This is a genomic window from Jatrophihabitans sp. (assembly GCF_051960575.1).
Taxonomy (GTDB): domain Bacteria; phylum Actinomycetota; class Actinomycetes; order Mycobacteriales; family Jatrophihabitantaceae; genus JBQCEE01.
Genome location: NZ_JBQCEE010000043.1, coordinates 1 through 6,098, shown reverse-complemented (window position 1 = coordinate 6,098; position 6,098 = coordinate 1). Strand labels below are relative to the sequence as shown.

Genomic DNA, 6,098 nt, shown 5'->3' with positions numbered 1-6,098 from the left:
GCATCGCCTACGAGACCGTGCAGCTGGCCGACAACAGCCTGCCGCTGCTCGCGCCGATGTCCGAGGTCGCGGGCCGCCTCGCACCGCAGGTGGGCTCGTACCACCTCATGCGCCAGGGCGGCGGACGAGGCACGCTCATGGGCGGCGTGCCCGGCGTCTACGCGGCCAAGGTCGTCGTGCTCGGCGCCGGGGTCTCGGGCCAGAACGCCGCGGCCATCGCGCTCGGCATGCAGGCCGAGGTGCTGCTGCTCGACAAGAACGTCGCCCGCCTGCGGCAGATGGACGCGATCTACCAGGGCCACTGCCAGACCGTGGCGTCGAACGCCTACGAGATCGAGCGGGCCGTGCTCGATGCCGACCTCGTCATCGGCGCGGTGCTCGTGCCGGGTGCGAAGGCACCGAAGCTCATCTCGAACGATCTGGTCTCGCGCATGAAGCCGGGCTCGGTGCTCGTCGACATCTCGATCGACCAGGGTGGCTGCTTCGAGGACTCGCGCCCGACCACGCACGCCGACCCCACCTACCGCGTGCACGACTCGGTGTTCTACTGCGTCGCGAACATGCCGGGCGCCGTGCCGCACACGTCGACCTACGCGCTCACCAACGTCACGCTCCCCTACGCCGTCGAGCTCGCGAACCGCGGCTGGCGCGACGCGCTGCGGCACGACCACGCGCTCGCACTGGGCCTCAACGCCCATGCAGGATCGCTGACCAACGCCCCGGTCGCGGAGGCGCACGGCTACGACGCCGTCGCCCTCGAGTCGGTGCTGGCCTGACGGCATCCGGCCGGCCGGTCGGCGAGGATGACCGGGTGACGACCACCGCCACCCGCCTGCCCGAGAAGATGTCGACCGACCGCACCGCGCTCGACGCCCTGCTCGACGCATCGGTCGTCGGTCATGTCGGGCTGGTGGCCGGGGGCCGGCCGCTCGTCGTCCCGACCGCCGTGGCCCGCGACGGCGACACCCTGCTGCTGCACGGCTCGACGGGGTCGGGCTGGATGCGCGCGCTCGCAGCCGGCGCGGACGCCTGTGTCACCGTGACCGCGCTCGGCGGTGTCGTCGTGGCGCGCTCGGCGTTCGAGTCGTCACTGCACTACCGCAGCGCGGTGGTGTTCGGCCGCTGCAGGCGGCTCGCCGGTGACGAGCACCTGCGCGCGCTCGACCGGTTCACCGACAAGCTGATCCCGGGCCGGGTGGCCGAGGTGCGGCGTCCACTCGCGAAGGAACTGGCCGCGACCATGGCGCTCGCGCTGCCGATCGCCGAGTGGTCGCTGCGGATCTCGGAGGGCTGGCCGGACGACCCGCCCGAGGACGTCGCCGGGGACGCGTGGGCCGGCGTCGTCCCCCTGACCACCACGTACGGCGACCCGCGGCCCGCCCCCGACCTGCGGACGGGCATCCCGGTGCCGCCGTCGGTGGTCGGCCTGGGTCGTGCGCCGGATCAGGGCCGGTAGCGGAGACCGTCCAGGGCGACGGTGAGCACGCGGCGGATGTCCTCCGGCGTCGCGTTGCGGATCATGGTCACGCCGCTGACCAGCCGGATGACGTCCTCGAACGCGACGTCGTCACGCACGGCGCCGGCCGCGATCGCCTTGGCCAGCAACGGTTGCCCGGCGGCGAAGATCGCGTCGTGGCACTGCCGGAAGACCGGCGCGTCCTTGCTGACCGTCGCCAGCATCTCCTCGGCCAGCGCGCGCTTGGTGGCCACGTAGTCGACGAAGCGCAGGAACCAGGCGACGAGGGCGTCCCACTCGGGCAGGCTCGCGAAGTCCGCGGCCGAGCGGCACAGCGCCTCGACCTCCTCGACGTAGACGGCCTCGAGCAGTTCCTGCCGGTTCGGGAAGTGCCGGTAGAGCGTGCCGACGCCGACGCCGGCCCGGCGCGCGATGTCCTCGAGCGAGGCGCCGGTGCCGTGCTCGGCGAAGGCCTCGCGCGCGGCGGCGATGAGCTGCGCCCGGTTGCGGGCGGCGTCGGCCCGCAACGGACGTGCCTTCTCGGCCTCTGCTGCCACTGCCATCTGCCCCGTCACCACCCGATCGGCGTGTCGTCACGAAATCGACTTGCAAAACCGGAGGCAGCCTCCGTATTGTTTCGTTCCGGAGGGCCCTTCCGCTTACGTCCGATGTTACCTCAGCAATCGAGGAATCGCAGTGACCCAGACAGTCCCCGGACCACGACTGCGCCGACTGCTCCCCCAGAGCAGCGCCGGTCTTGTCCTCACCCTCATCCTGACCAGCCAACTCATGGTCGTCCTCGACGCGACGATCGTGAACGTCGCGCTGCACGACATCCGCACCGCCCTCGGCTTCTCGGCCGAGAACCTCTCGTGGGTCGTCAACGCCTACACGCTGACCTTCGGCGGCCTGCTGCTGCTCGGTGCCCGCGCCGGTGACCTGCTCGGCCGCCGCCGCGTCTTCCTCGCCGGCATCGGCCTGTTCAGCGTCGCGTCGCTGCTCGGCGGCTTCGCCCAGAACCCGGGCGAGCTGCTCGCCGCCCGGGCCGTGCAGGGCGTCGGTGGCGCGCTCGCGTCGCCCTCGGCGCTCGCCCTGCTGATGACGATGTTCCCGGGCGCCCGTGAGCGCACCCGCGCCATCGGGCTCTACACCGCCGTCTCGATCGGCGGCGCGGCCGTCGGGCTCATCGCCGGCGGCATGCTCTCGCAGTGGGTGTCGTGGCGGTGGGTGCTCTTCGTGAACGCCCCGATCGGCGCGGTGCTGCTGCTGCTCGGTCCCGTGCTCGTCGAGACCCCGCGCCGCACCGGCCGCTTCGACATCGCCGGCGCCGTCACCTCGACGCTGGGCATGAGCGCGGTCGTCTACGGCTTCGTCGAGGCCGCCTCGAAGGGCTGGTCGGACGCCGAGACACTCGGCTCGTTCGTGTTCGGCGTGGCGTTGCTCGGGACCTTCGTGGCGGTCGAACTGCGCGCCGAGTCGCCCATCACGCCGCTGCGCCTGTTCGCCGACCGCCGCCGCTCGACGTCGTACCTGGCCCGGCTGCTGCTCGTGGCCGGGATGATGGGGATGTTCTTCTTCGAAGCGCAGAACCTTCGCCAAGTTCAAGGATACAGCGACCTTCAGACCGGTCTGGCGTTCTTACCTTTGACCGCGGTCGTCTTCGCCTCGTCGCAACTGTCGGCCCGCGTGCTCGTCGAGCGGTTCGGCAACTACTCGGTCATGGTCACCAGCCTGGCCTTCTCGACGACCGGGATGCTGACGCTCGCCGCCACCGGCGAGACGCGTAGCTATCTCCAACTAGCCGTCGCCCTCGTCATCTTTGGCTTGGGCAACGGCCTCGCCTTCGTACCGCTCACCACGGCGGCACTCGAAGGTGTCAACCCATCAGATGCTGGTGCGGCCTCCGGGCTGGTCAACGTCATGCAGCAACTCGGCGGCGCAGTCGGGCTGGCGGTACTGGTCAACATCTACGGCCACGCGTCGACCAGCGTGCTCAACCACCCCCACACAGGCGAATCCGCGTCGGCTTTGGGCCGTCGTGCCTTCACGGAGGGTGCCGGTCATGCGATTTGGTTCGCGGTCTTCTTTCTTGCCGCGACGTGGGTGCTCGTAGCCATGTTGCTGCGTCCGCGGAGGGCTGTCGCAGCTTGGGAGCCGACTGATGATCTCGCGGCGTCCCTTGAAAGCGCGGCCGCGCACGCTTGATGCTGTGGTGCCCTCCGGGAGCGGAGAAGGGTGAACTAAGCCGCCCCCGGAGGACCACCATGGATGATGTCAGGACTTCCCCGCCCTGCGTCAACACGTTCCATACATGGGGCAGCCCCAGGGCCGACGGCAACGTCCGCTACCCGCCGTCCGCCGATCGACTCATGCCAGCCGCGCACGCCAAGGGCAAAGCCGCCGTTCCAAGGCGTCGTTGCCTAGAGTGCGGCATGGGAACTACCCCACGACACGCAGCCAATCCCGAATCCGGACTTCCATGCGCTCGACATCTGCCTCAGTCAGCCGACCGGTATGCGCGAGCGCACGGCGCGTTCGATTGAGCTCCTCGAAATAGTATTGAACCCAAGCCCGGTCCCCGAGCAGCGCCTCGAAGTACACCCATTGCCTCAGAATGATATCGGCGTATTGGGGAAAGTCGACATATGACAGGAGCGACTCCCCACGCGGCCCGTGCCACCGCGCTTTTGCATCGTCATCTCGCCGCTTCTCCGCGCTTTTGCGAATTGCATCATCGACGCCATCTGCCCACCAGTTTTCCGCGAAGGCCTCGCGCAGTGTCGACTCGATCAGCTCGCGGATCGAGTTCTCCAGGCAGTACAAAAGCTCGTATACGTCACCCATGAATCGAGCCTGGGCGCGCGCGCCTTCGGAGAAGCTGGCGATTGCGCTCGGCTCCTCGGGAGCAGGCGAACGGTCATCTACGCCGAGAGCCCGATTAGCCCGGAGAACCCGGAACAGGAAGGCTTGTAACTCAGTGCCGGGAGAAATCACAACAGGTTAGCCTTCACGCTTCTGAAGATCGCATCGTATACCGCAACGTCCGTCGAAAGCGGCAGGTGCAGGTGGATGTCATGCCTCAGGGTCAGGACGCCTGTTCGACGATCCTCGTCAACGGTGTGATTATCGTTGTCGCCGGAGGACAGCGTCGGCAGATCATCCTCTGGCTTCGACACCTTCGGCTCGGTTGTCGCCGCTCCTGCACTGAAGTTAGCCAGGCTGCTGAGGGCCTTGAACGTGGTTGCCATCTTCTGATTGACGGCCTCACCCTTGTCCGAGAGCCGCCCGAACATCCCCGTCAAATCTTGCGATGATTTTTGATACGCTTGCGTGTCAATTGCGAACACGTCAGCGTAGCCCTCGCGGATGCCCTGAGCGAGGATCGCCTTCGCGATGCTCGGGTCCTTGAACCGACGGTACCTCTCGGTCGGCCCAGACGCGTCCGTTAGGAAGCCGATCGCCTTCAGCACCGGAATGATCGCCCGGTCGCTGGAACTCGCGAACCCGAGCTGCTTCAAGAACTCGAAGGTGAATCGTTCGGGAACGCCGGCTCGCTGAATTGCGTCGAAGATGGGCGCGACGTTCTTGGTCGACGTGAGATACGCGGTGGGAACTGGCATGTGGGCAGACTAAAGCGTGCAGCCGTCTACAGCGCGATGCGACGAGCCGATCTTGCCGGGCGTGGACGCTGCGCTCGACCAGCGGCATGGTCGCGCTCCGCCGCGACAGCGGCATGGTCGCGCTCCGCCGCGACAGCGGCTACTTGTTTCATTGACCCACGATCGGTGCCCGGCCAGGCTCGGTCGAGGTACCCGGTCTGACGCTCGGACAACGGCTGCCCACGCGGTGGCGTGTGGCTCTCCCATGGCTTGTGGCGGGCCGGGTACCGCCTGAGCGCCGAGAGGCTCCCGAGGGGAATGACAGCTCGCAGTAGCAGTGCCCTCCGCGCTCGACCCGATGGTTTGGCTCAACGAACGTGGAGGACGAGTTGGTGGATGCAGCTGCTGTGGTGATCGGGATGGACCCGCACAAGCGGTCGGCGACGGTCGAGGTGATGACTGGTGACGAGACCGTCGTCGACGGTGGCCGGTTCGCCACCGACGCGGCCGGTTACCGGGAGATGCGGGCGTTCGCGAAGCGGTTCCCGCAGCGGACGTGGGCGATCGAGGGCTGCAACGGCATCGGCCGGCACATCGCGATGAGGCTGGTCGCGGACGGTGAGACGGTGATCGACGTGCCACCGAAGCTGTCGGCGAAGATGCGGGTGTTCGCGACCGGTCAGGGCCGCAAGACCGACGCGACCGACGCCCACTCCGTCGCCCTGGTCGGCACCCGCATGGCCGGGCTGCGGCCGGTCGTCAACGACGAGCAGCTCGCCACACTTCGGGTACTCGTCGACCGCCGCCACGTCCTCGGTGAAGACCACACCCGCATGACCAACCAACTGCACGCCCTGCTGCTCGAACTGATCCCGGGCGGAGCGAAGAAGGACCTGTCCGCCGCGCAGGCCAAGGCGCTGCTTGCAAAGGTGCGGCCGCGGCGCCCCGCCAGCAACGCCCCCCGCCCCCTGCCGGCCCAGCGTGTCGGGTATGTCGCGCCGATAAAAACCCCCACCCACCCCCCCCAAAAAGAAGTGTCCCCC

General features: G+C 68.3%; 7 protein-coding genes. 4 read left to right on the top strand and 3 right to left on the bottom strand.

What is annotated here, in order from left to right:
• The coding region (locus tag ACTHMS_RS02030; RefSeq protein ID WP_440305009.1) for an alanine dehydrogenase at nucleotides 1-776 on the top strand (776 nt) is incomplete at its 5' end.
• A 68-nt stretch (nucleotides 777-844) separates the two neighbouring features.
• Nucleotides 845-1,456, top strand: a complete 612-nt coding sequence (locus ACTHMS_RS02025; protein WP_440305010.1) for a pyridoxamine 5'-phosphate oxidase family protein — start codon at nucleotides 845-847, stop codon at nucleotides 1,454-1,456.
• Here the strand turns inward: ACTHMS_RS02025 and ACTHMS_RS02020 are convergent.
• A complete protein-coding gene (locus ACTHMS_RS02020) occupies nucleotides 1,444-2,019 on the bottom strand; it encodes a TetR/AcrR family transcriptional regulator (protein WP_440305008.1) in 576 nt (191 codons plus the stop codon). The genes ACTHMS_RS02025 and ACTHMS_RS02020 overlap by 13 nt on opposite strands.
• A gap of 133 nt (nucleotides 2,020-2,152) precedes the next feature.
• Between ACTHMS_RS02020 and ACTHMS_RS02015 the strand changes: the two genes are divergently transcribed.
• Complete coding sequence (locus tag ACTHMS_RS02015; protein ID WP_440305007.1) at nucleotides 2,153-3,661, top strand: MFS transporter; 1,509 nt, start codon at nucleotides 2,153-2,155, stop codon at nucleotides 3,659-3,661.
• A 234-nt stretch (nucleotides 3,662-3,895) separates the two neighbouring features.
• Here the strand turns inward: ACTHMS_RS02015 and ACTHMS_RS02010 are convergent, their stop codons facing one another.
• Together ACTHMS_RS02010 and ACTHMS_RS02005 are read right to left on the bottom strand one after the other, a co-directional pair.
• Entirely contained in the window at nucleotides 3,896-4,450 is a 555-nt protein-coding gene (locus tag ACTHMS_RS02010) for a Swt1 family HEPN domain-containing protein (protein WP_440305006.1), read from the bottom strand.
• Nucleotides 4,447-5,076, bottom strand: a complete 630-nt coding sequence (locus ACTHMS_RS02005; protein WP_440305005.1) for a DUF5343 domain-containing protein — start codon at nucleotides 5,074-5,076, stop codon at nucleotides 4,447-4,449. The genes ACTHMS_RS02010 and ACTHMS_RS02005 overlap by 4 nt, the downstream gene beginning before the upstream one ends.
• Before the next feature lie 371 nt (nucleotides 5,077-5,447).
• On the opposite strand from ACTHMS_RS02005, the gene ACTHMS_RS02000 reads away from it, so the two are divergent.
• Nucleotides 5,448-6,098 (top strand): IS110 family transposase (locus ACTHMS_RS02000; RefSeq protein WP_440305004.1); only part of this gene is annotated, 651 nt, incomplete at its 3' end.